This window comes from Escherichia sp. S10b, assembly GCF_028421345.1.
GTDB lineage: Bacteria > Pseudomonadota > Gammaproteobacteria > Enterobacterales > Enterobacteriaceae > ECMA0423.
The window spans coordinates 62,442-88,207 of record NZ_JAHZSO010000156.1 but is presented as its reverse complement, the minus strand read 5'-3'; the positions used below and the strand labels follow the sequence as shown (position 1 = coordinate 88,207).

Sequence of the window (25,766 nt, the reverse complement as noted above, 5' to 3'; positions counted from 1 at the left end):
AGACAAAAAAACGGCACCAGGTGCCGTTTTTTACTTATGAGCGAACCAGATTAATACCGTACACACACCGACTTAGTTTCACACCAACCGTCCAGCCAGTCGGGGCCAAAATCACGGCCCGTTCCTGACTGCTTCATCCCACCAAACGGTAAGTTAGCGTCAATTAAGGTATGGCTGTTTACCCACACCGTCCCTGCCTGTAAGCGATCGCTATATTCCAGAGCCTGGGAGAGATTTTGCGTCCAGACACTGGCAGTTAAGCCATATTCCGTGTCGTTTGCCAGTTGTAACGCCTCTTCTCCATCCGCTACTCGCACCAGGTTTACCACCGGACCAAACACCTCTTCACGAGTTAAGCGCAATTTAGCATCGGGATTTACCACCAGCGTTGGCGCAACATAATACCCCTCTCCGGCTGGTCCATTCGACCCGCGAATCAGCTCTGCTTGCTGTGCCTGCGCATCGTCGAGGAATGAACACACTTTGTCGCAGTGCGCACGAGAAACCAAAGGGTTAATCTGTGCAACAGGTGACATCCCCGGTCCCACTTGCAACGATTTTACCGCCTGCTCAAATCCACTAACCAGCGTGTCAAACAACGGCGCTTCAATATAAATTCGCGAACTGGCGGCGCATACTTGCCCTTGATTCAGGAAGCTTCCGGTCATCAAGCCTTCAATAACCCATTGCGGATCAGCATCTTTTAATACAATTGCCGGGTTTTTACCGCCCAGTTCCAGCGTTACACGCGTTAAGTGATCAGCAGCAGTTCTGGCAATACCTTTTCCCGTCGCGGTTGAACCGGTAAAACTGATTTTCGCAACATGAGGATGTGACGTCAGGGCCGCGCCGCATACAGCACCTGACCCGGTGACGACATTAAAAACGCCATCAGGGATACCAGCCTCGCTGGCCAGTTCCGCCACGCGCAACATCGTCAGTGGCGTGGTTTCCGAAGGCTTAATCACGATTGAACAGCCTGCTGCCAGTGCTGGCATCACCTTCCACATACCAATCATCAACGGAAAGTTCCATGGCACAATTCCCGCCACTACGCCAACCGGCTCTTTACGCGTCCAGGCCTGATAACGCGCCCCCTGGGGTAAGGGAATCGACAAGTCCAGCGTTTTACCCGCGATTTTGGTCGTTAACCCGGCGGTATAACGCATCCAGTTCAGCGTACAGCCCACTTCAAAAGCACGGGAAATGGCAATTGACTTGCCTTGCTCCAGGGTTTCCAGTTGCGCCAGCTCCTCACTGTGCTGTTCCACCAGATCGGCAAAACGTAGCAGAATACGTTCACGCTCTGCGGGTAATCGCCCGGCCCAGCGACGCGAGACAAAGGCCCGCCAGGCAGACATGACTGCGTTATCTACATCCGCTTCGTTGGCATCAGCAGTAGACGCAATTTCTTGCCCGGTGGCCGGATCAAAGATCGCCAACCGTTTTTCACTTTGTGCGGGGCCAGGACGACCATCAATATAAAGACCGTGTTGACGATCGAGAAACTGTTGGACCTGGCTTAATACTGCTACATGCGGCTCTGTCATCACTTTTCCTTATTATTTACCCAGTGTGATTTCAGTGTACGCAGCGACAAGAAAAGTCACTTTTTTCGCTGTGACATTCGCTTTGTCAGCTGTGACAAGCTCCGCAAATCGTGACAATAACCGCTTATGTCTCTATGCCTGACAAGACTTATTTCCTATAGTCAGGCTCATTAGCTTCGTTTATTGCAACACAAATGCAACAATAAAAATACATTTCACAGAGCGAAAACGTGCCATGAACCCCGCAATGGATAATGAGTTTCAGCAATGGCTTTCCCAAATCAATCAGGTATGCGGAAATTTTACCGGACGCCTGCTGACTGAGCGTTACACGGGTGTACTGGACACGCATTTTGCCAAAGGACTAAAGCTGAGTACCGTGACAACCAGCGGGGTGAATTTATCCCGCACCTGGCAGGAGGTAAAAGGCAGCGACGATGCCTGGTTTTACACCGTTTTTCAGCTTAGTGGTCAGGCAATAATGGAGCAGGATGAGCGTCAGGTGCAGATTGGCGCTGGCGATATTACGTTACTCGATGCCTCACGCCCCTGTTCGCTTTACTGGCAGGAGTCTTCTAAACAGATTTCATTACTTTTGCCACGCACTCTGCTGGAACAATATTTTCCCCATCAAAAACCTGTCTGCGCAGAAAGACTGGACGCTGACTTACCCATGGTGCAACTCAGTCATCGCCTGTTACAGGAGAGCATGAATAATCCGGCACTTTCTGAAACAGAAAGTGAAGCTGCGCTACAGGCGATGGTGTGTCTGCTGCGCCCGGTACTTCATCAGCGGGAATCTGTTCAACCTCGTCGTGAACGTCAGTTTCAAAAAGTGGTTACGTTGATAGACGATAATATTCGCGAAGAGATATTACGCCCGGAGTGGATAGCCGGAGAGACAGGTATGTCAGTACGTAGTTTGTACCGAATGTTTGCCGATAAAGGTTTGGTGGTCGCGCAATATATTCGTAACCGTCGTCTCGATTTTTGTGCAGATGCGATTCGCCATGCCGCAGATGATGAAAAACTGGCAGGCATCGGCTTTCATTGGGGATTTTCTGACCAGAGTCATTTTTCAACGGTATTTAAGCAACGCTTTGGGATGACGCCAGGCGAGTATCGACGTAAATTCCGCTAACTAATTGGCGTTGTGTGTACTGCAACGCCAATTAGTTAAAACAGATATTTGACTATGCATTTTTCAGGGCGAAAGGCAATTTGACAGGAGTTTTTGAATATTCACCTTGTTTCAGGAAAATAGATCAATCGCTTTCTCCTGTAGCGTTATCCCGATATTGCGGTTTTGCTATTAAAATTTTCGCACCCATTTACCGTTTATCCCTTGTACATATTCCCCCGGTTTGGCCCGAGCTACGAGCTTTTGCCCGGCGAGTTTCGCGATATCATCTACAGACACATTATTTTGCTTTGCCAGTTGTTGGTAACTCGCTTTACGTTCGGCATTAATGTCGGTTACTAATTTCTCTGTTTCAGCATCCGTTTTCAGCGCAACCAGATAACCATAAAATGTTTCACCTACCCGCCCCTGAGTTCTGGCTTCATCCAGAGTCAATGCCATTACATTGCTGCTTACCAGCCCAACAAGAAACGCACAAAGAAGTAATGTTTTCTTCATCATCGCCTCAGAAAAGATCGCTACGAGTTTCAAGCAGCTCTTCGACATCTTTGTCTGCCTTGATGATGATCTCATGCTCAATTTTAACGTTCATATTGATAGTGATCGGTTCCTTGGGCGCAGCGACTTCAATACGCGGCGTACAGGCAGCCAGCATAAAAGATGACGTCAACGCAGCCAGTAAAATTTTCATTGTTTTTCCTCACACTCTTTTCCTTGCGGACAGTCATTTCCCGGCAGACGTGCGTTCTGCTCCAACCATGCCTGGAGATTATCGCCAAAGCGTAAACTGCGCCACAGCGTAAAAATATTCTCTTCATGATGGTAATTAAGGTTTACCGTACCGCTTTTACCATCAACGCGACTGGTACCTGTAATGTTGGCCTGCATGGTTAATAAACCGAGATTATCTAAGTTAATTTTTGTCGATGACCGGCTAATTTCCATATAGCGCAACCAGTTAATTGCTGAACCCGCAGTCATATTGTCTTTCACCACCGCATCTGCGGTGTCTTTATCCAGCCGCAAGGTCATTGGCCCGCTATTTGCCAGCCAACCATCTTTCACTATCCATTTTTCGTTGTTTAGCCATAACGGCAATGCACCACTAAATGCCCCGGACATGGCGAATTGTTTCGGATTGACGGCGCTAACCAGTTCGCTGGATGAGAGATTATTCAGCCGCAACAGCGCCGGGTCATGTTGCGGCATACGTAATTGTTTCATCAGTACGTTACCGCCTAACACATCGACGCTAACATCAGTCAACAGCAAGGGTTCTTCTTCAGTCCACGGATAACGCCCTTGCAAATCAGCCGTAATATTTTTCGCTGTCACCAGATTAATCACTTCGGCAATTCGCAACGTAACGGGGCCGCGAGTCCCCAGATGCCAGGCTCCATCGGCAAAACGGAAAGGCAGGACAAAATCGACACCGTTAACCTGATTATCTGGCATCCAGGCACTACCGCCTTTCAACACGCCGTGTCCTCCCGCGCGGAATCCTTGTTCAGGCGCAGCAGAAAATGCAACCTGAGCATACAGTTCACCATCGCGTAAGTTCATCTTCCAGTCGGGTGGCACCAGCGGCTGGAATACAGTCAGTGATTGTTTTGGCCACCAGGCGTTACCGCGCAGACGAATACCGTCCCAGCGACCATTTACCCGAACCGGGCCAATCTCACCAGCATGTAAATCGCCTTTAAAGAGGAAATACGTCGGATCGCGCCCATCGACGCTAAATTTTAAGGTTGATGGCGGTAACACACTGCCGCCAGTGAACAGCGTTTGCCCGGCGTCCAGTGACAGCGCGCCGCTGAAGGAGGGATGCTGTGCGTCACGTACCCAGACGACGGGCTTGTCGAGAATTAATCGCGGCTTTTCTACCGTCATCGTACCGTATTGTAACTGGTCGAAACCGGTGGAGAGGTCGGTCAGCGTAATCGTGCTGTCATGCCATTCACCTTTTCCTGCGACATCCCAGGTGGCATTCATCGGTGTAAAACTGCCTTTTCCCCAGTAGCGCCACTGCCAGCGGCCCGCGTCAGGGAGAAAATCATTCGCCAGCCCATCCATATGCAGCACGAAATCGCCCAGTTCATTTTCATGCGCCTGCAAAATGGCCTGCAAACGTCCGTCAACACCACGTTGGGTGACTTTTACACCCGCTAAAGGCCAGCGGATTTCATCGATGTCCAGCGAATCGATGACTCTTCCCTTCGAACGTAATAACGCGCCTGGCTCAAAGGCCAACGTTGGGTCAGTCAGACTTCCGCTTAGCTGCGCAGGTAAACGGGCATATAAAATGAGGTCCGCCTGTTTCGCTTCACCGGTCAGTTGCAGAGGCAGCTGACTGTTATCCATGCTTAATTTTCCTGGGCCAAAATTTAGCACCGCGTTGCCTTTACCCGCTTGCCCCTGGGTCAGCACACTCAGTCGTCCGCTGATCAGAGCGTTCTCAAGCCCTGCCTGCCAGTTGTCGACTTTGACACCCAGTCGGCCACTCAAAGGAAAACCTGCATACGGCCAACTCCAGCGACCATCGCTTACGGTCAATTGTTGACGAGTAATTTGCCACGGCAAATCGAGCAACGGATCGCCGTTATCCCGTGCCAGCACAATCAATTGCCCGCTATTTTCCTGCCAGTCCAGCTCTGCATCCACCAGTGACGGTTCCTGCGGCAAGTTTAACGTCGCAGTAGCATGCCCACTTACAGGAAGTCCATCCGGCACGAGCGGCATAGTAAATTCCCCCACCAGTTTAACCGGCGGCTGATTTTCAAACGCGACGACATCCAGTTCGCTGACTGTAAGTTGTTGCCCTTTCAGCTGGCCTTGAAATTTAACTTTTTCGCCCTGATAACGCAGTTGCTGGATATCAGAGGTTAATGCGAGAGAGAGTTTTCCCTGCCATTCCTGCCAGGGAGAAAAAATCAGTTTATCGATATTGATCCAGGTGTTAGGCAGCATGGACTGCCACTGCGCGAGGGTTTTTGGAGCAGCTGGCGATTGCTCCGTCTGCGGCAATTTCGCCAGACAAGCAGAATCAAGTTCTACCGTGCCGACGTTCAATAACCAGCGGCTGGGATGTGAAAGGCTGGCGTTGGTGATATGCGCAAGCTGACAATCTCCCACCAGATAACGGAGATCGGGAATGATTAAACCTTTACGCGTAATGCGTGGGCTTTCATCTAATGCAATACGTGTCCCGAGCGGTAGCCAGATGCCCGCCAGCGTGGGAACCCACAGCCCGAGCGTCATCAGCAGCGTCAACGGCACAAGAATAATCAGTAATAACAGCGCGAGAACGGCTTTATATTTACCCAGCATGGGTAGTTAATATCCTGATTTAGCGAAAAATTAAGCATTCAATACGGGTATTGTGGCATGTTTAACCGTTCAGTTGAAGGTTGCGCCTACACTAAGCATAGTTGTTGATGAATTTTTCAATATCGCCATAGCTTTCAATTATATTTGAAATTTTGTAAAATATTTTTAGTAGCTTAAATGTGATTCAACATCACTGGAGAAAGTCTTATGAAACTCGCCGTTTATAGCACAAAACAGTACGACAAGAAGTACCTGCAACAGGTGAACGAGTCCTTTGGCTTTGAGCTGGAATTTTTTGACTTTCTGCTGACGGAAAAAACCGCTAAAACTGCCAATGGCTGCGAAGCGGTATGTATTTTCGTAAACGATGACGGCAGCCGCCCGGTGCTGGAAGAGCTGAAAAAGCACGGCGTTAAATATATCGCCCTGCGCTGTGCCGGTTTCAATAACGTCGACCTTGACGCGGCAAAAGAACTGGGGCTGAAAGTAGTCCGTGTTCCAGCCTATGATCCAGAGGCCGTTGCTGAACACGCCATCGGTATGATGATGACGCTGAACCGCCGTATTCACCGCGCGTATCAGCGTACCCGTGACGCTAACTTCTCTCTGGAAGGTCTGACCGGCTTTACTATGTATGGCAAAACGGCAGGCGTTATCGGTACCGGTAAAATCGGTGTGGCGATGCTGCGCATTCTGAAAGGTTTTGGTATGCGTCTGCTGGCGTTCGATCCGTATCCAAGTGCAGCGGCGCTGGAACTCGGTGTGGAGTATGTCGATCTGCCAACCCTGTTCTCTGAATCAGACGTTATCTCTCTGCACTGCCCGCTGACACCGGAAAACTACCATCTGTTGAACGAAGCCGCCTTCGATCAGATGAAAAATGGCGTGATGATCGTCAATACCAGTCGCGGTGCATTGATTGATTCTCAGGCAGCAATTGAAGCGCTGAAAAATCAGAAAATTGGTTCGTTGGGTATGGACGTGTATGAGAACGAACGCGATCTATTCTTTGAAGATAAATCCAACGACGTAATTCAGGATGACGTATTCCGTCGCCTGTCTGCCTGCCACAACGTGCTATTTACCGGGCACCAGGCATTCCTGACAGCAGAAGCTCTGACCAGTATTTCTCAGACTACGCTGCAAAACTTAAGCAATCTGGAAAAAGGCGAAACCTGCCCGAACGAACTGGTTTAATCTTGCCGCTCCCCTGCATTCCAGGGGAGCTGATTCAGATAATCCCCAATGACCTTTCATCCTCTATTCTTAAAATAGCCCTGAGTCAGAAACTGTAATTGAGAACCACAATGAAGAAAGTAGCCGCGCTCGTTGCGCTAAGCCTGCTGATGGCGGGATGTGTAAGTAATGACAAAATTGCTGTAACGCCAGAACAGTTACAGCATCATCGTTTTGTGCTGGAAAGCGTAAACGGTAAGCCCGTGACCAACGATAAAAATCCGCCAGAAATCAGCTTTGGTGAAAAAATGATGATTTCCGGCAGCATGTGTAACCGCTTTAGCGGTGAAGGCAAACTGTCTAATGGTGAACTGACAGCCAAAGGGCTGGCAATGACCCGTATGATGTGCGCTAACCCGCAGCTTAATGAACTCGATAACACCATTAGCGAAATGCTGAAAGAAGGTGCACAAGTGGATCTGACCGCGAACCAGTTAACGCTGGCGACCGCGAAACAGACATTAACTTATAAGCTGGCGGATTTAATGAATTAATAGCTGCCACAGCTCCCGGCGGCAAGTGACTGTTCACTACAGCGTTTGCCGTTGGGTAATGCACACATCCCAATCGCCGTACCATCCAGTTGACGGGCAACAGAAAGCGAACCGCCGATCATTGCACAATTTGCTTCTCCACTACTGGACATCGACGCTTTTAAACCTGGCGCTACGTGCGCCGCAGTCGCCTGCTGAACAGGTTCACTACTACACGCCGACAACAATAAAGCGGCACACCCTACCCAAAACGCTGCTCGCATCTTTTCTTCCTCTGATCTTCAAGCCAAACGACACCGCCATAAATAATAGGCAGCACAGAGGGCGACGTCGAGAGCTGTCCTGCGCGTTGCCCCGCATTTTTACTTTTTTATGGCTATTTTTTTGCCCTCTGTTTGATCAAAACATTCATTACGCTGATGTGGGGGACACAAAAGCGAAAATGCAGAAGAAAGCCATTTGCTAAAATTGAAGGATTACTACTGGGCGCGCAGCAATTTCGTGCGCCCCTCATTTGCGCAATGTAAGGGTGTCATATGATTACTATTGACGGTAATGGCGCGGTTGCTTCGGTGGCGTTTCGCACCAGTGAAGTTATCGCCATCTACCCTATTACCCCCAGTTCCACGATGGCAGAACAGGCTGATGCCTGGGCCGGAAACGGCTTAAAGAACGTTTGGGGAGACACACCACGCGTAGTTGAAATGCAGTCGGAAGCGGGTGCTATCGCTACCGTGCATGGCGCTTTGCAGACGGGTGCCCTTTCAACATCGTTTACGTCATCGCAGGGTTTGCTGCTGATGATCCCGACGCTGTACAAACTGGCAGGCGAACTGACGCCATTTGTCCTGCATGTAGCGGCACGTACCGTTGCCACACATGCACTTTCTATTTTTGGCGATCATTCCGACGTTATGGCGGTGCGCCAGACGGGTTGCGCGATGTTGTGTGCGGCTAACGTCCAGGAAGCGCAAGATTTTGCTCTCATTTCGCACATCGCAACGCTGAAGAGCCGCGTGCCATTTATTCATTTCTTTGATGGTTTCCGCACGTCCCACGAAATCAATAAAATTGTCCCGCTGGCCGATGACACTATTCTTGATCTCATGCCGCAGGCCGAAATTGATGCTCATCGCGCCCGGGCGCTCAACCCGGAACATCCGGTGATCCGCGGTACGTCCGCCAATCCTGACACTTATTTCCAGTCTCGCGAAGCCACCAACCCATGGTACGACGCGGTCTATGACCATGTTGAACAGGCGATGAATGATTTCTCTGCCGCGACAGGTCGTCAGTATCAGCCGTTTGAATATTACGGGCATCCGCAAGCGGAACGGGTGATTATCCTGATGGGCTCTGCCATTGGCACCTGTGAAGAAGTGGTTGATGAATTGCTAACCCGTGGCGAAAAAGTTGGCGTGCTGAAAGTTCGCCTGTACCGTCCCTTCTCCGCCAAACACTTGCTGCAAGCTCTGCCGGGATCCGTACGCAGCGTGGCGGTACTGGACAGAACCAAAGAACCCGGTGCCCAGGCAGAACCGCTCTATCTGGATGTAATGACCGCACTGGCAGAAGCCTTTAATAATGGCGAGCGCGAAACTCTGCCCCGTGTCATTGGTGGGCGCTATGGTCTTTCATCCAAAGAATTTGGCCCGGACTGTGTACTGGCGGTATTTGCCGAGCTCAACGCGGCTAAACCGAAAGCGCGCTTTACGGTTGGTATTTACGATGATGTGACCAATCTGTCACTGCCGTTGCCGGAAAACACCCTGCCAAACTCGGCGAAACTGGAAGCCTTGTTTTATGGCCTTGGTAGTGATGGCAGCGTTTCCGCGACCAAAAACAATATCAAGATTATCGGTAATTCCACGCCGTGGTACGCACAGGGCTATTTTGTTTACGACTCCAAAAAGGCGGGCGGCCTGACGGTTTCTCACCTTCGCGTGAGCGAACAGCCGATTCGTTCCGCTTATCTCATTTCCCAGGCTGATTTTGTTGGCTGCCACCAGTTGCAGTTTATCGATAAATATCAGATGGCTGAGCGTTTAAAACCTGGCGGCATTTTCCTGCTCAACACGCCGTACAGCGCAGATGAAGTGTGGTCGCGCTTGCCGCAGGAAGTTCAGGCCGTGCTAAATCAGAAAAAAGCGCGCTTCTATGTGATTAACGCGGCGAAAATCGCCCGCGAATGTGGCCTGGCGGCCCGTATTAATACCGTCATGCAGATGGCTTTTTTCCATCTGACGCAAATTCTGCCTGGCGATAGCGCCCTCGCAGAATTGCAGGGTGCGATTGCCAAAAGTTACAGTAGCAAAGGCCAGGATCTGGTGGAACGCAACTGGCAGGCTCTGGCGCTGGCGCGTGAATCCGTAGAAGAAGTTCCGTTGCAACCGGTAAATCCGCACAGCGCCAATCGACCGCCAGTGGTTTCCGATGCCGCCCCTGATTTCGTGAAAACCGTAACCGCAGCGATGCTCGCAGGGCTTGGTGATGCCCTCCCCGTTTCGGCGCTGCCGCCAGACGGCACCTGGCCGATGGGCACCACTCGCTGGGAAAAACGCAATATCGCCGAAGAGATCCCCATCTGGAAAGAGGAACTCTGTACCCAATGTAACCACTGCGTCGCCGCTTGCCCACACTCAGCTATTCGCGCAAAAGTGGTACCGCCTGAAGCGATGGAAAACGCCCCTGCCAGCCTGCATTCGCTGGATGTGAAATCGCGTGATATGCGCGGGCAGAAATATGTCTTGCAGGTGGCTCCGGAAGATTGCACCGGTTGTAACCTGTGCGTCGAAGTTTGCCCGGCGAAAGACCGTCAGAATCCAGAGATTAAAGCCATCAATATGATGTCGCGCCTGGAACATGTCGAAGAAGAGAAAATCAATTACGATTTCTTCCTCAACCTGCCAGAAATCGACCGTAGCAAACTGGAACGTATTGATATTCGTACATCGCAGCTGATTACACCGCTGTTTGAATATTCAGGTGCTTGCTCCGGTTGTGGCGAGACGCCGTATATTAAATTACTGACTCAGCTCTATGGCGACCGGATGTTGATCGCTAACGCCACCGGCTGTTCTTCAATTTATGGCGGTAACCTGCCCTCTACACCGTATACCACCGATGCCAACGGTCGTGGGCCGGCATGGGCGAACTCTCTATTTGAAGATAATGCCGAATTTGGCCTTGGTTTCCGCCTGACGGTCGATCAACACCGTGTCCGCGTGCTGCGTCTGCTGGATCAATTTGCCGATAAAATCCCGGCGGAATTACTGACAGCGTTGAAATCAGACGCTACGCCAGAGGTTCGTCGAGAACAGGTCGCAGCTTTACGCCAGCAACTCAACGATGTTGCCGAAGCACATGAACTGCTGCGTGACGCAGATGCACTGGTGGAAAAATCAATCTGGCTGATTGGTGGCGACGGCTGGGCTTACGATATCGGCTTTGGCGGTCTGGATCATGTATTGAGTTTGACGGAAAACGTCAACATTCTGGTGCTGGATACGCAATGCTATTCCAACACCGGTGGTCAGGCGTCGAAAGCGACACCGCTGGGTGCAGTAACTAAGTTCGGCGAGCACGGCAAACGTAAAGCGCGTAAAGATCTTGGCGTCAGTATGATGATGTACGGTCATGTTTATGTGGCGCAGATTTCTCTCGGCGCGCAGCTGAACCAGACGGTGAAAGCGATTCAGGAAGCGGAAGCGTATCCGGGGCCATCGCTGATCATTGCTTATAGCCCGTGTGAAGAGCATGGTTACGATCTGGCACTCAGCCATGACCAGATGCGCCAACTCACAGCTACCGGCTTCTGGCCGCTATATCGCTTCGATCCTCGTCGTGCCGATGAAGGCAAACTGCCGCTGGCGCTGGATTCACGCCCGCCGTCAGAAGCACTGGAAGAAACGTTACTTCACGAGCAACGTTTCCGTCGTCTGAATTCGCAGCAGCCAGAAGTGGCAGAACAGTTATGGAAAGATGCTGCAGCTGATTTGCAAAAACGCTATGACTTCCTGGCACAAATGGCCGGAAAAGCGGAAAAAAGCAACACCGATTAAATGCTCTGGATAAGGATTATCCAATTCTAAAAAAAAAGCCCGGACGACTGTTCGGGCTTGTCTTTTTATATGTTGGAAAATCAGTGGCAATGCAATGGCCCAACAGAAAATAAAATCTGTGACAATAAAGGCATATAACCCGCGCAGAATAACGTATAGCAAATTAAAAGTATAATTTTTATTTTGTATGTATTATCTTCGATACATTCACCAAACTTATTATCATTTCAGAGGAATTATTTGATTAAGGTTTTACTTAAGGCGTAACAAATGATATTTATCGGCTAACTGAACTTCTCCTTTAGGATGTTTTCACTCCCCGAAATGGGGATAAAAGGCAAATAAAATAACTAAAGGATTTATTCAATGAAAAGCAAAGTACTGGCACTTTTAATTCCTGCCCTGCTCGCCGCAGGTGCTGCACATGCAGCCGAAGTTTATAATAAAGACGGCAACAAATTAGATCTGTATGGCAAAGTTGATGGCCTGCATTATTTTTCTGATAATTCGGCGAAAGATGGCGACCAGAGCTATGCGCGTCTGGGTTTTAAAGGCGAAACCCAAATTAACGATCAACTCACTGGCTACGGTCAATGGGAATACAATATTCAGGCAAACAACACTGAATCTTCAAAAAACCAGTCATGGACCCGTCTGGCATTTGCCGGGCTGAAATTTGCAGATTACGGTTCTTTCGATTACGGACGTAATTATGGCGTAATGTACGACATCGAAGGCTGGACCGATATGCTGCCTGAATTTGGCGGTGACTCTTATACCAATGCAGACAACTTTATGACTGGTCGAGCCAATGGCGTCGCGACTTATCGTAATACTGATTTCTTCGGTCTGATAAATGGTCTGAACTTCGCGGTGCAGTATCAAGGTAACAACGAAGGTGCCAGTAATGGTCAGGAAGGCACCAACAACGGACGTGATGTTCGCCATGAAAACGGTGACGGCTGGGGTCTTTCCACAACATATGATTTAGGCATGGGCTTTAGCGCTGGTGCGGCATACACCTCTTCTGACCGCACCAATGATCAGGTTAACCATACTGCGGCGGGTGGTGATAAAGCAGACGCGTGGACTGCTGGGCTAAAATACGATGCTAACAATATTTACCTGGCAACCATGTATTCAGAAACGCGTAATATGACCCCGTTTGGCGACAGCGATTATGCTGTTGCAAACAAAACCCAGAACTTTGAAGTCACTGCACAGTACCAGTTTGATTTTGGTCTGCGTCCGGCAGTCTCTTTCCTGATGTCTAAAGGCCGTGACCTGCACGCTGCCGGTGGTGCAGACAACCCGGCAGGTGTTGATGATAAAGATCTGGTTAAATACGCCGATGTTGGCGCGACTTACTATTTCAATAAAAACATGTCCACTTATGTTGACTATAAAATCAACCTGTTGGATGAAGATGACAGTTTCTACGCTGCCAATGGCATCTCTACCGATGATATTGTCGCTTTAGGTCTGGTTTATCAGTTCTAAATCCTCCTGCCCGCTGTTATGGCGGGCTTTTTCTGCTTATTCTTCCTCCTTTGATCTAAATTAAAAATGTGAACTCCGTCATTACACAAAAAGTGTCATCTGGCGTTACACTTTATGCGGATACTAAAACAGGAGGTTTTATGAACAGAACGATTCTTGTCCCTATCGATATTTCCGATTCAGAATTAACTCAACGCGTGATTAGCCACGTTGAGGCAGAGGCAAAGATTGATGATGCAGAGGTTCATTTCCTGACGGTAATACCTTCACTGCCCTACTATGCCTCTCTGGGTTTAGCGTATTCCGCAGAATTACCGGCAATGGATGACCTGAAAGCGGAAGCCAAATCGCAACTGGAAGAGATCATTAAAAAATTTAAACTGCCAACCGACAGAGTGCATGTCCATGTTGAGGAAGGCTCGCCCAAAGACCGCATTCTGGAAATGGCGAAGAAGATCCCCGCTCATATGATCATCATTGCTTCCCATCGACCGGATATCACCACTTATCTGCTCGGTTCCAACGCCGCAGCTGTAGTGCGTCACGCAGAGTGCTCCGTGCTGGTTGTGCGCTGACACTAACGCCCGCACATTGCTGCGGGCTTTTTGATTCATTTCGCAAATGTGCTGACATTTTCCCCTCTAATCCGTACCATACACGCCACAGTTTTTATATCAGATTTCTTATGCTGGGCGTTCCGGCATGACGCATACTCTTCTGATGCCATATAACGAATTGAGTCGCTTTTAAATGTCGCAAAATCAAGAAATTAGTAAGAAAGAACAATACAACCTGAACAAATTACAAAAACGTCTGCGTCGTAACGTGGGCGAAGCCATTGCTGACTTCAATATGATTGAAGAAGGCGATCGCATCATGGTTTGCCTCTCCGGGGGTAAAGACAGCTATACCATGCTGGAGATTCTGCGCAATTTGCAGCAAAGCGCGCCAATCAATTTTTCGCTGGTGGCTGTTAACCTCGATCAAAAGCAACCGGGCTTCCCGGAACACGTTCTGCCCGAGTATCTTGAAAAGCTGGGCGTTGAGTACAAGATTGTTGAAGAGAATACTTACGGTATCGTGAAAGAGAAGATTCCAGAGGGCAAAACCACTTGCTCACTGTGTTCTCGCCTTCGTCGCGGTATCCTTTATCGTACCGCAACGGAACTGGGGGCGACGAAGATCGCGTTGGGTCACCATCGTGACGATATCCTGCAAACGTTGTTCTTAAATATGTTCTACGGCGGCAAGATGAAAGGTATGCCTCCGAAACTGATGAGCGATGATGGCAAACATATCGTTATTCGTCCGCTGGCCTACTGCCGCGAGAAAGATATTCAGCGATTTGCCGATGCAAAAGCGTTCCCGATTATTCCGTGCAACCTGTGCGGTTCACAGCCTAACCTGCAACGTCAGGTGATTGCTGACATGTTGCGTGACTGGGATAAACGTTATCCAGGGCGTATCGAGACGATGTTCAGCGCGATGCAGAATGTGGTGCCGTCGCATCTGTGCGATACCAACCTGTTCGATTTCAAAGGCATTACCCACGGTTCTGAAGTGGTTAACGGGGGTGATCTGGCGTTTGATCGCGAAGAGATCCCACTACAACCGGCGGGCTGGCAGCCAGAAGAAGATGAAAATCAGTTGGATGAGTTACGGCTGAATGTGGTTGAAGTGAAATAACCAGGATAGCGCCCGATTCGCAAGCGTATCGGGCTACTCTTATGGAGGCCGGATAAGACGCGGCCAGCGTCGCATCCGGCAATCCCGCATAAGATGTTTACTCTTGCACCCGGCAATTCAACATTTCATTATTTTAATAACCGCACCCGGCACGTTTTTCCTTTAATCTTCCCGCCCTGTAACTGTTTCCATGCTTTATGAGCAACAGCCTGACGGACCGCGACATAGACATGCGCCGGATGCACGGCGATTTTGCCAATATCTACGCCATCAAGCCCGATGTCTCCTGTCAGCGCACCTAATACATCACCCGGGCGCATTTTGGCTTTTTTCCCGCCATCGATACACAACGTTGCCATTTCTGCTTCCAGCGGCAAAATGGAACTATTAGCTGGCGGCGTTTGCCAGTTAAGTTTTATCTGCAACATGTCAGAAATGATATTGGCCCGCTGTGCTTCTTCCGGAGCACAGAAACTGATCGCCAGACCGCTATTTCCTGCACGAGCTGTACGACCGATGCGATGTACATGAACTTCAGGGTCCCACGCCAGCTCAAAGTTCACCACCAGCTCAAGCGATTTAATATCCAGACCACGCGCAGCAACATCAGTCGCAACCAGTACACGGGCGCTACCGTTAGCAAAACGTACCAGGGTCTGATCGCGATCGCGTTGCTCCAGATCGCCGTGTAACGACAATGCACTTTGCCCTACTTCATTCAGCGCGTCGCAGACAGCCTGGCAATCTTTTTTGGTATTGCAAAACACCACACAAGAGGATGGCTGATGCAAACTTAATAACCGTTGCAACAGAGGAATTTTGCCTTTACTGGATGTCTCATAAAATTGTTGTTCAATGGGTGGCAAAGCATCTGTTGAGTCAATTTCAATCGCCAAAGGATCGCGTTGCACTCGTCCGCTGATTGCGGCGATGGCTTCCGGCCAGGTTGCCGAAAACAGAAGCGTCTGTCGAGATGCAGGCGCAAAACGGATGACATCATCAATGGCATCGCTAAATCCCATATCCAGCATGCGGTCGGCCTCATCCATCACCAAAGTATTCAGCGCATCCAGTGATACCGTGCCTTTTTGCAAGTGATCCAGCAAACGACCCGGCGTTGCCACGATAATATGCGGCGCATGTTGCAACGAATCACGCTGCATACCGAACGGTTGACCACCGCACAACGTCAAAATTTTGGTATTTGGCAGAAAACGCGCCAGCCGACGCAATTCACCTGCCACCTGATCCGCCAGTTCACGCGTAGGACACAGCACTAAAGCCTGGGTTTGAAATAGCGACGCATCAATTTGCTGTAACAAGCCGAGGCCAAAAGCCGCCGTTTTGCCGCTGCCGGTTTTCGCCTGCACGCGAACATCTTTTCCGGCAAGGATCGCCGGAAGCGCGGCGGCCTGCACCGGCGTCATGGTTAAATAACCCAACTCATTAAGGTTCGTGAGTTGGGCGGGAGGCAAAACATTCAGGGTAGAAAAAGCGGTCACAATCTATTCTCGTGGTCATCGACGCAAAGTTAGCAGGCGCGTATCCTCGCAGATCTACGCTCACGATGCGACAATTTAATCGGTTCTTCATCAGGTGGTGGGTCAGGCATGGGTTGCGGGCGAGGGATCGGATCGGGCACTGGAACAGGATCGCCAGGAATCGGTTCAGGGACAGGAATTTGCAAATAAATAAGTGTCGTCATATTTCCCTCCGGTCATTGGGTGGACTCTTAAAGGGTAGACGCTGATAAATAACAGGCAAAAAAAAGCCGACTCATCAAAGTCGGCGTCGTACGAATCAATTGTGCTATGCAGTAATTCAAAAAAGGAAGTAAGACAATATGGAGCGCAACGCCCATCGCTTGACGTTGCATTCACCTGCAAGGGAGATATTGCCCTGAATGGGTAGAGAGTTTATTGACTTCGCTCAAACTTTGCGGCGTTTTTGTATACAGACAGCCGGAAAAATTGCTTTTGTTACAACCATTTACTACGGTGCAACCATAAAGCAACACCACCAATAAGAACAACTAACAGAATACAAAAAATTGAAAATCCGAATTGCCACCCGCCGCCAGGGATCCCACCAAGGTTGACGCCAAATAACCCTGTCAGAAAGGTACTGGGTAAAAAGACCATTGCCATCAATGACATTGTATAGGTACGACGAGCTAAATTTTCCTGCATCACCTGAGCGATTTCATCCGCCATCACGCCAGTCCGTGCTATACAGGCGTCGATTTCGTCAAGACCGCGCCCAAGGCGATCGGCAATATCCTGCATCCGACGGCGTTGGTCATCGCTCATCCACGGCAAACGTTCACTGGCAAGACGAGCATAAACATCACGTTGCGGTGCCATATAGCGACGCATCACGATTAATTGTTTGCGCAGCAGAGCCAGGAATCCACGCGGTGGAATTTGCTGATCAAGGAGATTATCTTCAAGGTCGATAATTTTATCGTGCAGCTGCTCGATAAATTCGCTGGAATGATCGGTCAACGCATCGCACACATCCACCAGCCACCCTCCGCAATCGGTCGGACCCGTGCCCTCTTCCAGATCGCTCACCACATCGTCCAGCGCCAGCACTTTGCGTTGTCGGGTCGAAACAATTAACCGCCCGTCCATATATACACGCATGGCGACCAGTTGATCGGGGCGTTCATCGGTGCTGCCGTTTATACAGCGCAATGTAATCAGCGTGCCTTCACCGAGACGGCTGACTCGGGGCCGCGTGCTCTCGCCCGCCAGCGCATCACGTACGTTATTGGGAAGCAGCGGTGTTGTCGCCAGCCATTGGGCGCTATCATGGTGTACATAATTAAGGTGGAGCCAGCAGGGATGCGCTTCATCAATCACATCTGTATTTTCCAGCGGTTTAACGCCGCCTCTACCATCCAGCATCCAGGCAAATACTGCATCCGGGACATTAACGTCCGATCCCTTAATCGCTTCCACAGTGCCTCCATCATCAACGCATTATTTTGTAGTCTAGCCTTCTGGCCCTGTTACGCAACATCTCATCACCCCATTACCCTGAAATGATTAATAAAATTCTGTCTAAATTGAATACAAAAAGCAAAATGCTTTTCCGTATACAAACCGTGTGAAGTGTTAAATAGCGTCTATCATTATCAGAATTATCTGATCATATGACGTGGCTTTTTTGCGATCGGATAGCAACAAAAATTGATAAAAATAACGGGATCTCAATGATTACGCACAACTTCAATACCCTGGACTTACTCACCAGTCCTGTCTGGATCGTTTCGCCCTTTGAGGAACAGTTAATTTATGCCAATAGCGCGGCGCGACTGTTGATGCAAGACCTCACGTTTAGTCAGCTACGAACCGGTCCCTATTCCGTCTCCTCACAAAAAGAACTGCCGAAATACCTCTCCGATCTGCAAAACCAACACGATATTATCGAAATCCTCACTGTTCAGCGTAAAGAAGAGGAAACAGCATTAAGCTGTCGGCTTGTTTTGCGAAAGCTGACAGAAGCAGAACCGGTGATTATTTTCGAAGGTATCGAAGCGCCGGCAACGCTGGGTTTAAAAGCCAGTCGCTCGGCAAATTATCAGCGCAAAAAACAAGGTTTTTATGCGCGCTTTTTTCTGACTAACTCTGCACCAATGTTGTTGATTGACCCCTCACGAGATGGCCAAATCGTCGATGCTAACCTCGCCGCGCTCAATTTCTATGGTTATAACCATGAAACGATGTGCCAGAAACATACCTGGGAAATTAATATGCTCGGGCGTCGCGTCATGCCTATCATGCATGAAATTTCGCATTTACCCGGCGGTCATAAACCTTTGAATTTTGTTCATAAACTGGCGGATGGATCTACTCGTCATGTGCAGACCTATGCCGGGCCGATTGAAATTTATGGCGACAAGCTCATGTTATGTATTGTGCATGATATTACTGAGCAAAAACGGCTGGAGGAGCAGCTGGAACATGCTGCTCACCATGACGCGATGACCGGATTACTGAATCGGCGACAGTTTTATCACATTACGGAACCAGGCCAAATGCAGCACCTCGCCATCGCCCAGGATTACAGCTTGTTGCTCATCGACACCGATCGTTTTAAACACATTAACGATCTCTATGGGCATTCTAAAGGTGATGAGGTGTTATGCGCCCTCGCCCGCACCCTTGAAAGTTGCGCTCGCAAAGGCGATTTGGTGTTTCGTTGGGGAGGCGAAGAGTTTGTCTTATTGCTACCAAGAACCCCACTGGATACCGCGCTTTCGCTGGCTGAAACTATCCGTGTAAGCGTGGCAAAAGTGAGTATTTCGGGCTTACCACGCTTTACCGTCAGCATTGGTGTGGCGCATCACGAAGGAAATGAAAGCATCGATGAACTGTTTAAACGCGTTGATGATGCTTTGTATCGGGCGAAAAATGATGGACGCAACCGCGTGCTGGCGGCATAAGCCGCGGATGCGTCTCGAGATCAACGACTGCGCTTAGCGTGGCGCTCCCAGTTTTCTTGCTTCGCCTGCGCCGTTTTACGTAGTGCGACGTAACACGCCCCGCTGCCGCCATGATGCGGTAGCGCAGTGCAATATGCCTGAACATCATCAAATTCGGTCAGCCAGCGCGCCACATAGCTGCGGACAATATTGGCATGCGATTTATCATCCCGTCCTTTGCCATGAATAATCAGCACGTTACGCAAACCATCAGCCATGGCTTGTTGAATGAAACTGAACATCATTTTGCGGCACTCTTCCACCGGCTGGCGCAAAAGATTCAGGCTCGCCTGTTGCGGATATTTACCACTGCGCAGCTTATCCTGCACCCCATGTTGCAACCCTTCCCGCCGAAACTCCAGCGGCTGACTTAGTGGGATGATGTCGAGAAATCCGGTGGTGAGGAAATTATCAAGCTGCAGCGTGTCGATACGCTGCGGCGCACGTTGGTTACGCGTTGGATGCCAGTGGACATCGGTAGCACGTTTCAGCGGCTGGACATCTTCCATGGCGTCAAGAAACAGCGATTTGTCGTCAAGGTTCATGTTACATCCTCCCGCAATTAAGAGCGCGATATGATAACCAGACCGGGTCGGTCCAACAACGTATTACCCAAAATTCCAGTAATAAGTTCCAAATATTGCCGATATTTTAAGCAAAATGCTTATGCATGATTATTCATTCACGATATTAATAATGTAACTTATATTTTCGTGAAATCTGTCACTGAAGAAAATTGGCAACTAAAGGTTAAAACCGTTATAACACAGTCACCGGCGCAGAGGAGACAATGCCGGATTTAAGACGCGGATGCACTGCTGTGTGTACTGTAGAGTCTGGCGGATGTCGACAGACTCTATTTTTTTATGCAGTTTTAACTTTGCAGATAGCCGCATTCTCGCCGGAATTGCGTGATTAATGACGCGGTCAGTGGTGTCTGGCGACTATCACGCCGCTGAATCAAATAATAGGCCGCTTTCGGTAAAATTTCGCTAACCGGCAACATCACCAGCCCCTGTCCGTGCAAGGGATCGCAGCCCATTTCTTCAGGCAGTATGCTGAGAAAATCGCTTTTTGCCACCAGACTGATACAGGCTGAGAACGTCTCGCAGACTACACCGACCTGTGGCGTTTGCGCCTGATCGTCAAGCAATTCACTCAACTGTTTGTAGTAGCTGCCGTATGGCGTCGGCATTGTCCAGCTGTAATCCAGTAACTGTTTGATCGAACGGGCACCAATGGCGGGGTGTCCCGGGCGGCAAAAGATCGCGAATTGCTTTTCCAGTAATTTCTCAAAAGTAAATTCGTGGTCGTACGGTCCCTGATAATAGGTATTGATGGTGAAATCCAATTCTCCCTGACGCAATTCATTAATCATCGACACCAGTTGCCCTTCCATAATGCGTACTTTTACCTGCGGATGCTGCTGATGAAAACGAGATATGACAGCTGGCATCAGACTGCGGGAAATACTGGCCCCCATGCCGATATTAATCTGCCCTGCCAGTTGCCCTTGTCGTTGGCGAATATCCTCTTGGGCTGCGCGCAGTTCTTCAAGAATAAGACTGGCGTGCTGATAAAAACTTTCACCGGCATCAGTTAACGTCACGCCTTTACTACGGCGAAAAAAGAGTTGCGCCGCTAATCCTTCTTCCAGCTCCTGAATAGATTTACTCAGTGCCGGTTGCGACATATTCAACATTCGGCTCGCTCCGCGAATGCTGCCCTGACGAGCCACTTCAACAAAAGCACGAATTTGATGAATTTTTACCTGAAAAGCCATGACGCCACCGATAACCGTTATTTATCAGACCAAAGAAACTGGCATCTACTTTAATGCAGATGATTGTGTCAGGGTAATTTATGAACGGTTAAAACTGTGAAAAATCAGTTAGTGATAAGTAAAAACTATCGCTACGTGAACCGGGTCACACTTTTTACTGATGACGGGAAAGGTTATGGAGTCTTTGAATCAATTTGTTAATTCGCTTGCCCCAAAATTATCGCACTGGCGACGTGATTTTCATCACTATGCAGAGTCTGGCTGGGTGGAATTCCGCACTGCCACCCTTGTTGCGGAAGAATTGCAGCAGCTCGGCTATTCACTGGCGCTGGGCCGCGAAGTAGTTAATGAAAGTAGCCGGATGGGACTACCTGATGAACTCACTCTACAACGCGAATTCGAGCGCGCTCGTCAACAGGGTGCGCTAGCACAATGGATTGCGGTTTTTGAAGGTGGTTTCACTGGTATCGTCGCCACCCTGGATACCGGTCGCCCCGGTCCGGTGATGGCTTTCCGTGTCGATATGGACGCGCTGGATCTTAGTGAAGAGCAGGATGTCAGCCATCGCCCCTACCGCGACGGTTTTGCGTCATGTAACGCCGGAATGATGCATGCCTGTGGTCATGATGGACATACCGCCATTGGGCTTGGGCTGGCGCATACCCTTAAACAATTCGAGTCCGGACTACATGGCGTCATCAAACTGATTTTTCAGCCTGCAGAGGAAGGTACGCGTGGCGCGCGGGCGATGGTCGATGCAGGTGTCGTAGATGATGTTGATTATTTTACTGCCGTGCACATTGGCACTGGCGTACCTGCGGGCACCGTGGTGTGCGGCAGTGATAATTTTATGGCAACCACCAAATTTGACGCGCACTTCACCGGTACCGCCGCTCACGCAGGCGCAAAACCAGAAGACGGTCACAATGCCTTGTTGGCGGCAGCACAAGCCACTCTTGCACTGCATGCAATCGCCCCGCACAGCGAAGGAGCTTCCAGAGTAAACGTGGGCGTTATGCAGGCAGGAAGCGGTCGTAACGTTGTTCCTGCCTCGGCGTTGCTGAAAGTGGAAACACGCGGGGCCAGCGACGTCATTAATCAATATGTTTTTGACCGTGCACAACAAGCGATTCAGGGCGCAGCAACCATGTATGGTGTCGGCGTTGAAACTCGTCTGATGGGTGCAGCTACCGCCAGTTCTCCTTCGCCGCAATGGGTCGCATGGTTGCAAAGTCAGGCGGCTCAGGTCGCGGGGGTCAATCAGGCCATTGAACGTGTTGAAGCGCCTGCGGGTTCCGAAGATGCCACATTAATGATGGCCCGCGTGCAGCAACATCAAGGGCAAGCCTCCTACGTGGTGTTTGGCACACAGCTGGCGGCAGGTCATCACAACGAAAAATTCGATTTTGACGAGCAGGTTCTCGCTATTGCCGTCGAAACGCTGGCGCGCACCGCGCTCAATTTTCCCTGGACGCGAGGTATCTGATGCAGGAAATCTATCGTTTTATCGACGATGCGATTGAAGCCGATCGCCAACGTTATACCGATATTGCCGATCAAATCTGGGATCATCCAGAAACACGTTTTGAAGAGTTCTGGTCAGCGGAGCATCTGGCTTCGGCGCTGGAATCTGCAGGCTTCACCGTTACCCGCAACGTAGGCAATATCCCAAATGCCTTTATTGCTTCGTTTGGTCAAGGCAAACCGGTTATCGCCCTGCTGGGAGAATATGACGCCCTGGCAGGTTTAAGTCAGCAAGCAGGTTGCGCGCAACCTACATCCGTGACGCCCGGTGAAAATGGTCACGGTTGCGGACACAATTTGCTGGGAACCGCCGCCTTTGCCGCTGCAATAGCCGTCAAGAAATGGCTGGAACAATATGGGCAAGGCGGCACAGTGCGCTTTTATGGTTGTCCTGGCGAAGAAGGCGGCTCGGGTAAAACGTTCATGGTCCGCGAGGGGGTATTTGATGATGTGGATGCGGCACTCACCTGGCACCCGGAAGCCTTTGCCGGTATGTTCAATACCCGCACGCTGGCAAACATTCAGGCATCATGGTGCTTTAAAGGGATCGCAGCACATGCCGCGAATTCCCCTCATTTGGGACGCAGCGCCCTTGATGCCGTAACGTTGATGACCACTGGCACCAACTTCCTCAACGAACATATTATTGAAAAAGCGCGCGTACACTATGCCATCACAAATAGCGGCGGGATCTCGCCCAACGTGGTCCAGGCGCAGGCAGAAGTGCTTTATCTTATCCGCGCCCCCGAAATGACCGACGTGCAGCATATTTATGATCGGGTCGCCAAAATCGCCGAAGGTGCGGCATTGATGACCGAAACCACGGTTGAATGCCGCTTCGACAAAGCCTGTTCCAGTTATCTCCCGAATCGCACCTTAGAAAATGCCATGTACCATGCCCTATCCCATTTTGGTACCCCGGAATGGAACTCCGAAGAACTGGCTTTTGCGAAACAAATTCAGGCTACGCTCACCCCCAACGATCGGCAAAACAGTCTGAATAATATCGCCGCAACCGGTGGCGAAAACGGCAAGGCTTTTGCACTACGTCATCGTGAAACGGTACTGGCGAATGAGGTCGCTCCATATGCCGCCACCGATAACGTGCTTGCGGCATCGACTGATGTCGGCGACGTCAGTTGGAAACTGCCTGTTGCCCAGTGTTTCAGCCCCTGTTTTGCCGTCGGTACACCGCTACATACGTGGCAACTGGTTAGCCAGGGGCGAACATCTATTGCTCATAAAGGAATGCTGCTGGCGGCGAAAACTATGGCAGCAACCACAGTCAATCTCTTCATTGATTCAGGGCTATTGCAAGAATGCCAACAAGAGCATCAGCAAGTTACGGACACGCAACCGTATCACTGCCCTATCCCGAAAAACGTGACACCGTCACCTTTAAAATAACAACAACAACGCAAACACAACAACCGAGGAATGCCCATGAGTATGTCATCCATACCGTCGTCCTCCCAATCCGGGAAGCTCTATGGCTGGGTCGAAAGAATTGGTAACAAGGTTCCCCATCCTTTTTTGCTCTTTATCTATTTGATAATCGTACTCATGGTGACGACGGCAATTTTGTCAGCCTTTGGCGTCAGTGCGAAAAACCCGACCGATGGTACGCCGGTGGTGGTGAAAAACCTGCTCAGTGTGGAAGGATTACACTGGTTTTTACCCAATGTGATTAAAAACTTTAGCGGTTTTGCTCCACTTGGAGCGATCCTGGCGCTGGTTTTAGGTGCCGGCCTAGCGGAGCGCGTCGGCTTACTGCCAGCGCTAATGGTTAAAATGGCATCGCATGTTAATGCCCGCTACGCCAGTTATATGGTACTGTTTATTGCTTTTTTCAGCCACATTTCTTCCGATGCGGCGTTAGTGATCATGCCACCGATGGGTGCGCTGATTTTTCTGGCGGTGGGCAGGCATCCAATTGCAGGTTTACTGGCTGCCATTGCAGGCGTAGGTTGCGGCTTTACGGCTAATTTACTGATTGTCACAACCGACGTGTTGCTGTCGGGGATCAGCACGGAAGCGGCGGCTGCGTTCAATCCGCAAATGCACGTCAGTGTAATTGATAACTGGTATTTTATGGCCAGCTCCGTAGTCGTACTGACGATTGTTGGCGGCTTGATAACCGACAAAATCATCGAGCCACGGTTAGGTCAATGGCAGGGAAACAGCGATGAGAAACTGCAGACATTGACCGAAAGTCAGCGTTTTGGTTTACGCATAGCAGGTGTCGTATCGCTACTTTTTATTGCTGCGATCGCGCTGATGGTGATCCCAGAAAACGGGATATTGCGCGATCCGATTAATCACACCGTGATGCCATCACCCTTTATTAAAGGTATCGTGCCACTAATCATTCTTTTTTTCTTTGTGGTTTCGCTGGCTTATGGCATCGCTACCCGCACAATTCGACGTCAGGCGGATTTACCGCATTTAATGATTGAACCGATGAAAGAGATGGCGGGATTTATCGTGATGGTTTTTCCCCTCGCCCAGTTTGTCGCCATGTTTAACTGGAGCAACATGGGGAAATTCATCGCCGTGGGGCTGACCGATATACTTGAAAGTTCAGGGCTTAGCGGCATCCCGGCGTTTGTCGGTCTGGCGTTGCTTTCCTCTTTCTTATGCATGTTTATTGCCAGCGGTTCCGCAATCTGGTCGATTCTGGCCCCCATTTTCGTACCAATGTTTATGCTACTTGGCTTTCACCCGGCATTTGCGCAAATCCTCTTTCGTATTGCCGACTCATCCGTATTGCCTTTAGCGCCGGTATCTCCTTTTGTTCCACTGTTTCTTGGATTCCTGCAACGCTACAAACCAGACGCAAAACTGGGTACTTACTATTCGTTAGTCTTGCCCTATCCGCTTATCTTTTTGGTGGTATGGCTGCTGATGTTGCTGGCGTGGTATCTTGTTGGTCTGCCGATAGGTCCGGGGATTTACCCACGTTTGTCTTAAGAGAG

Annotated in this window: 22 protein-coding genes; 11 read left to right on the top strand and 11 right to left on the bottom strand. The window is 49.9% G+C overall.

The features are described from left to right. Positions 1-50 precede the first annotated feature (50 nt). Positions 51-1,550 carry a phenylacetaldehyde dehydrogenase gene (feaB, locus tag FTE26_RS09875; RefSeq protein ID WP_000138615.1) on the bottom strand — a complete coding sequence of 500 codons (1,500 nt, stop codon included), beginning with the start codon at positions 1,548-1,550 and terminating at the stop codon, positions 51-53. A gap of 235 nt (positions 1,551-1,785) precedes the next feature. Between feaB and feaR the strand changes: the two genes are divergently transcribed. Beyond that, entirely contained in the window at positions 1,786-2,691 is a 906-nt protein-coding gene (feaR, locus tag FTE26_RS09870) for a transcriptional regulator FeaR (RefSeq protein WP_001067491.1), read from the top strand. Positions 2,692-2,862: 171 nt separating this feature from the next. On the opposite strand, the gene FTE26_RS09865 is transcribed toward feaR, so the two are convergent. The 3 genes from FTE26_RS09865 to FTE26_RS09855 are packed head-to-tail and all read right to left on the bottom strand — an operon-like array spanning position 2,863 to position 6,018. Next, a complete protein-coding gene (locus FTE26_RS09865; protein WP_001325798.1) occupies positions 2,863-3,192 on the bottom strand; it encodes a YdbL family protein in 330 nt (109 codons plus the stop codon). A 4-nt stretch (positions 3,193-3,196) separates the two neighbouring features. Then, positions 3,197-3,382: a YnbE family lipoprotein gene (locus tag FTE26_RS09860; RefSeq protein ID WP_000698141.1), complete on the bottom strand. Its 186-nt coding sequence runs from the start codon at positions 3,380-3,382 to the stop codon at positions 3,197-3,199. Beyond that, on the bottom strand, positions 3,379-6,018 hold the full coding sequence (locus tag FTE26_RS09855) for a YdbH family protein (RefSeq protein WP_000900972.1): 2,640 nt from the start codon (positions 6,016-6,018) through the stop codon (positions 3,379-3,381). The genes FTE26_RS09860 and FTE26_RS09855 overlap by 4 nt, the downstream gene beginning before the upstream one ends. A gap of 207 nt (positions 6,019-6,225) precedes the next feature. On the opposite strand from FTE26_RS09855, the gene ldhA reads away from it, so the two are divergent. Beyond that, on the top strand, positions 6,226-7,215 hold the full coding sequence (gene ldhA / locus FTE26_RS09850) for a D-lactate dehydrogenase (protein WP_000762229.1): 990 nt from the start codon (positions 6,226-6,228) through the stop codon (positions 7,213-7,215). 110 nt (positions 7,216-7,325) lie between these two features. Beyond that, positions 7,326-7,748: a heat shock protein HslJ gene (hslJ, locus tag FTE26_RS09845; protein ID WP_001299385.1), complete on the top strand. Its 423-nt coding sequence runs from the start codon at positions 7,326-7,328 to the stop codon at positions 7,746-7,748. Here the strand turns inward: hslJ and FTE26_RS09840 are convergent. Further along, positions 7,745-8,011, bottom strand: coding sequence for a putative hemolysin (locus tag FTE26_RS09840; protein WP_001295715.1), 267 nt, complete (start codon positions 8,009-8,011; stop codon positions 7,745-7,747). The two genes, hslJ and FTE26_RS09840, sit on opposite strands and share 4 nt — an antisense overlap. Positions 8,012-8,284: 273 nt before the next feature. Here FTE26_RS09840 and nifJ point away from each other — a divergent pair, with 273 nt between their 5' ends. The 4 genes from nifJ (at position 8,285) to ttcA (ending at position 14,995) form a co-directional block, all read left to right on the top strand. Further along, positions 8,285-11,809 (top strand): pyruvate:ferredoxin (flavodoxin) oxidoreductase, encoded by a 3,525-nt coding sequence (gene nifJ / locus FTE26_RS09835; RefSeq protein ID WP_000628158.1) that lies wholly within the window; start codon positions 8,285-8,287, stop codon positions 11,807-11,809. 366 nt (positions 11,810-12,175) lie between these two features. After that, on the top strand, positions 12,176-13,309 hold the full coding sequence (gene ompN / locus FTE26_RS09830) for a porin OmpN (protein ID WP_000837909.1): 1,134 nt from the start codon (positions 12,176-12,178) through the stop codon (positions 13,307-13,309). 140 nt (positions 13,310-13,449) lie between these two features. Beyond that, the gene (uspF, locus tag FTE26_RS09825) at positions 13,450-13,884 is read left to right on the top strand and encodes a universal stress protein UspF (RefSeq protein WP_001082294.1); all 435 of its coding nucleotides are present in this window, start codon (positions 13,450-13,452) and stop codon (positions 13,882-13,884) included. Positions 13,885-14,059: 175 nt separating this feature from the next. Beyond that, on the top strand, positions 14,060-14,995 hold the full coding sequence (gene ttcA, locus FTE26_RS09820) for a tRNA 2-thiocytidine(32) synthetase TtcA (RefSeq protein ID WP_000081418.1): 936 nt from the start codon (positions 14,060-14,062) through the stop codon (positions 14,993-14,995). 128 nt (positions 14,996-15,123) lie between these two features. Here the strand turns inward: ttcA and dbpA are convergent, their stop codons facing one another. The 4 genes from dbpA to ydaN all read right to left on the bottom strand — a co-directional run bounded on the left by dbpA (position 15,124) and on the right by ydaN (position 18,019). After that, on the bottom strand, positions 15,124-16,497 hold the full coding sequence (gene dbpA, locus FTE26_RS09815; RefSeq protein ID WP_000123739.1) for an ATP-dependent RNA helicase DbpA: 1,374 nt from the start codon (positions 16,495-16,497) through the stop codon (positions 15,124-15,126). A gap of 29 nt (positions 16,498-16,526) precedes the next feature. Then, complete coding sequence (gene ynaL, locus FTE26_RS09810) at positions 16,527-16,700, bottom strand: proline-rich small protein YnaL (RefSeq protein ID WP_001296046.1); 174 nt, start codon at positions 16,698-16,700, stop codon at positions 16,527-16,529. A 274-nt stretch (positions 16,701-16,974) separates the two neighbouring features. Continuing rightward, positions 16,975-17,958, bottom strand: a complete 984-nt coding sequence (gene zntB / locus FTE26_RS09805) for a zinc transporter ZntB (protein WP_000387388.1) — start codon at positions 17,956-17,958, stop codon at positions 16,975-16,977. Positions 17,959-17,971: 13 nt separating this feature from the next. After that, a complete protein-coding gene (gene ydaN / locus FTE26_RS09800) occupies positions 17,972-18,019 on the bottom strand; it encodes a protein YnaN (protein WP_211180494.1) in 48 nt (15 codons plus the stop codon). Between the two features lie 193 nt (positions 18,020-18,212). Between ydaN and dgcM the strand changes: the two genes are divergently transcribed. Then, positions 18,213-19,445 (top strand): diguanylate cyclase DgcM, encoded by a 1,233-nt coding sequence (gene dgcM / locus FTE26_RS09795; RefSeq protein ID WP_001307164.1) that lies wholly within the window; start codon positions 18,213-18,215, stop codon positions 19,443-19,445. A 20-nt stretch (positions 19,446-19,465) separates the two neighbouring features. On the opposite strand, the gene smrA is transcribed toward dgcM, so the two are convergent. Beyond that, the gene (gene smrA, locus FTE26_RS09790; protein WP_001046834.1) at positions 19,466-20,029 is read right to left on the bottom strand and encodes a DNA endonuclease SmrA; all 564 of its coding nucleotides are present in this window, start codon (positions 20,027-20,029) and stop codon (positions 19,466-19,468) included. A 329-nt stretch (positions 20,030-20,358) separates the two neighbouring features. Beyond that, on the bottom strand, positions 20,359-21,267 hold the full coding sequence (locus tag FTE26_RS09785; RefSeq protein ID WP_000885462.1) for a LysR family transcriptional regulator: 909 nt from the start codon (positions 21,265-21,267) through the stop codon (positions 20,359-20,361). Positions 21,268-21,442: 175 nt separating this feature from the next. Here FTE26_RS09785 and abgA point away from each other — a divergent pair, with 175 nt between their 5' ends. Genes abgA through abgT form a run of 3 tightly spaced genes read left to right on the top strand, consistent with a single transcriptional unit; the run spans position 21,443 to position 25,761 of the window. Beyond that, positions 21,443-22,753, top strand: a complete 1,311-nt coding sequence (gene abgA / locus FTE26_RS09780) for a p-aminobenzoyl-glutamate hydrolase subunit AbgA (protein WP_000444949.1) — start codon at positions 21,443-21,445, stop codon at positions 22,751-22,753. Continuing rightward, positions 22,753-24,198, top strand: coding sequence for a p-aminobenzoyl-glutamate hydrolase subunit AbgB (gene abgB, locus FTE26_RS09775; RefSeq protein ID WP_001156437.1), 1,446 nt, complete (start codon positions 22,753-22,755; stop codon positions 24,196-24,198). The genes abgA and abgB overlap by 1 nt, the downstream gene beginning before the upstream one ends. Before the next feature lie 36 nt (positions 24,199-24,234). Continuing rightward, positions 24,235-25,761, top strand: a complete 1,527-nt coding sequence (gene abgT, locus FTE26_RS09770; RefSeq protein WP_000062954.1) for a p-aminobenzoyl-glutamate transporter — start codon at positions 24,235-24,237, stop codon at positions 25,759-25,761. Positions 25,762-25,766 lie beyond the last annotated feature (5 nt).

Coding starts and splice junctions, on each gene's coding strand:
- feaB (WP_000138615.1), bottom strand. CDS start 1,550: ATGACAGAGCCGCATGTAGCAGTATTAAGCCAGGTCCAACAGTTTCTC.
- feaR (WP_001067491.1), top strand. CDS start 1,786: ATGAACCCCGCAATGGATAATGAGTTTCAGCAATGGCTTTCCCAAATC.
- FTE26_RS09865 (WP_001325798.1), bottom strand. CDS start 3,192: ATGATGAAGAAAACATTACTTCTTTGTGCGTTTCTTGTTGGGCTGGTA.
- FTE26_RS09860 (WP_000698141.1), bottom strand. CDS start 3,382: ATGAAAATTTTACTGGCTGCGTTGACGTCATCTTTTATGCTGGCTGCC.
- FTE26_RS09855 (WP_000900972.1), bottom strand. CDS start 6,018: ATGCTGGGTAAATATAAAGCCGTTCTCGCGCTGTTATTACTGATTATT.
- ldhA (WP_000762229.1), top strand. CDS start 6,226: ATGAAACTCGCCGTTTATAGCACAAAACAGTACGACAAGAAGTACCTG.
- hslJ (WP_001299385.1), top strand. CDS start 7,326: ATGAAGAAAGTAGCCGCGCTCGTTGCGCTAAGCCTGCTGATGGCGGGA.
- FTE26_RS09840 (WP_001295715.1), bottom strand. CDS start 8,011: ATGCGAGCAGCGTTTTGGGTAGGGTGTGCCGCTTTATTGTTGTCGGCG.
- nifJ (WP_000628158.1), top strand. CDS start 8,285: ATGATTACTATTGACGGTAATGGCGCGGTTGCTTCGGTGGCGTTTCGC.
- ompN (WP_000837909.1), top strand. CDS start 12,176: ATGAAAAGCAAAGTACTGGCACTTTTAATTCCTGCCCTGCTCGCCGCA.
- uspF (WP_001082294.1), top strand. CDS start 13,450: ATGAACAGAACGATTCTTGTCCCTATCGATATTTCCGATTCAGAATTA.
- ttcA (WP_000081418.1), top strand. CDS start 14,060: ATGTCGCAAAATCAAGAAATTAGTAAGAAAGAACAATACAACCTGAAC.
- ynaL (WP_001296046.1), bottom strand. CDS start 16,700: ATGACGACACTTATTTATTTGCAAATTCCTGTCCCTGAACCGATTCCT.
- dgcM (WP_001307164.1), top strand. CDS start 18,213: ATGATTACGCACAACTTCAATACCCTGGACTTACTCACCAGTCCTGTC.
- smrA (WP_001046834.1), bottom strand. CDS start 20,029: ATGAACCTTGACGACAAATCGCTGTTTCTTGACGCCATGGAAGATGTC.
- FTE26_RS09785 (WP_000885462.1), bottom strand. CDS start 21,267: ATGGCTTTTCAGGTAAAAATTCATCAAATTCGTGCTTTTGTTGAAGTG.
- abgA (WP_000444949.1), top strand. CDS start 21,443: ATGGAGTCTTTGAATCAATTTGTTAATTCGCTTGCCCCAAAATTATCG.
- abgB (WP_001156437.1), top strand. CDS start 22,753: ATGCAGGAAATCTATCGTTTTATCGACGATGCGATTGAAGCCGATCGC.
- abgT (WP_000062954.1), top strand. CDS start 24,235: ATGAGTATGTCATCCATACCGTCGTCCTCCCAATCCGGGAAGCTCTAT.